Origin of the sequence: Moorena sp. SIO4G3 (genome assembly GCF_010692305.1) — a bacterium.
Classification (GTDB): Bacteria; Cyanobacteriota; Cyanobacteriia; order Cyanobacteriales; family Coleofasciculaceae; genus Moorena; species Moorena producens_A.
Genome location: NZ_JAAHIG010000718.1, coordinates 1 through 1,569 on the forward strand (window position 1 = coordinate 1; position 1,569 = coordinate 1,569).

At 43.8% G+C, this 1,569-nt stretch carries 2 protein-coding genes; both read right to left on the reverse strand.

The genetic code is table 11. The features are described 5' to 3' along the window. Positions 1-153: 153 nt before the first annotated feature. Positions 154-579, reverse strand: a complete 426-nt coding sequence (locus tag F6J99_RS44880; RefSeq protein ID WP_293123873.1) for a chemotaxis protein CheW — start codon at positions 577-579, stop codon at positions 154-156. 264 nt (positions 580-843) lie between these two features. Then, complete coding sequence (locus F6J99_RS44885; RefSeq protein WP_293123876.1) at positions 844-1,398, reverse strand: response regulator; 555 nt, start codon at positions 1,396-1,398, stop codon at positions 844-846. Between the last annotated feature and the right edge of the window lie 171 nt (positions 1,399-1,569).

A 1,569-nucleotide genomic window follows, 5' to 3' on the forward strand; every position in this document is an offset into this window, starting at 1 on the left:
AGAGACAGTAAAAAGGTATATAGAAAACCAGAGAGGCAAATAACACGAGAGCCGGGATAAATCCCGGTACGCTCCACGCCCACCCAATAAATTAGGTGGCTAACTCTCGCTAGTTATTTCTCTGTTTGCGCGCAGGGCTATCACTGTTGAAGGTTAAGGGGTCAAGGCACCGACTTGCTGTAAATCCAAAAGAAAAATTTTCTGAGTAGATGCTTCGTTTGGTATAACAGCTGCATGAGATATCATCTCAAGAACACTGGACTGACGGTAAGACTTCGGGATAGGTCGCATCATGTCTTGGGGTAACTCCACCAAATTGGGTAGATCATCCACAAAAATTCCCCAAAGTTCGGAGTCCCTAGGACGAATAATCACTAAGAACCTTTGGTTAGGGCTTAGGTGAGGTAAACTACCATCGCCCAACTGCTGATGTAAATCCCAAACCTTAATGCTATGCTTGCCTAGCTGAACTAATCCCATGGTTTTCATCTCCCGGCTGATTTCAGTGGTAAAACTAACCACTTTCAAGACATCCCTAATCGGGAGACATAGGGAATAATCAGCAATCTTAAAAACCATGAACTTGTCTAGTTTTTTTATCGTCGCCGATCGCCTTTATTTTATAGTGCTTATTGCTTATTTATTCGTCCTGGATGCTGATTAATTTAAGTAAAAAAAACGTTTACAAAAAAATAATTGTTTTCGATTAGCAATGATAACTTACTAATTGCAAATTACCAAATAATTCCCGAATATATAGCGTTTATCGCAGTTATGAGGTACAGTTTTTATTCCCCCTACTCCCCACTCTCCACTCCCCACTCCCGACTCCCTGATTAAGGGTTAAATGGGCTCAACAACATCGGTTACTGTTGTCAACAATTGGTGTTCCAAATAGGGCTTAGTGATATAAGCCTTTGCCCCCAACTGTGTAGCAATCAAGCGGTGTTTATCGTTACTGCGGGAGGTGAGGATAACGACAGGAATATCTACCAAAGCTGGGTCTTGCTGACAGTGTTTGAGAAACTCAAACCCATTCATGCGAGGCATCTCAATATCACAGATTACCAACTGTATATCTGTCTGATGCTGTAGTTGCTCAATGGCTTCATAACCATCCTGGGCTTGAAACACTTGATAGCCATTCTTGTCTAAGGTCATGGCTAGAGTGTGGCGTAGGGTGATGGAGTCATCTACCAGGAGTACCTTTGGCTTACGTCTGACCCAGAATGGTTCAACCAATGAAGGTGGAAGCTGCTTTTGCGAAAGGGTTTTTATCGGTTCGGTGGCTTCCTCATCGCTTTTGCTTTCAACCTTCAATGTGCTAACCTGTAACCTTTGACTGCCATCGGTCTGTTGGTCAGACAGGTACTGGATCAATTCAGTCCCATCCAGCACCAATGTCAACCGACCATCGGCCAGAATACTGCCCCCATTCACATAGGCAGGGCTGTTTCATTCTGGCCAAAAATAGATGGGGAGATGGGGAGATGGGGAGATGGGGAGAATTTTGGACGAATAGTCGGGATTTTGGCCAAATTTATCTAACCATCCTCTTTGGCCGAATCA

Coding starts and splice junctions, on each gene's coding strand:
- F6J99_RS44880 (WP_293123873.1), bottom strand. CDS start 579: ATGGTTTTTAAGATTGCTGATTATTCCCTATGTCTCCCGATTAGGGAT.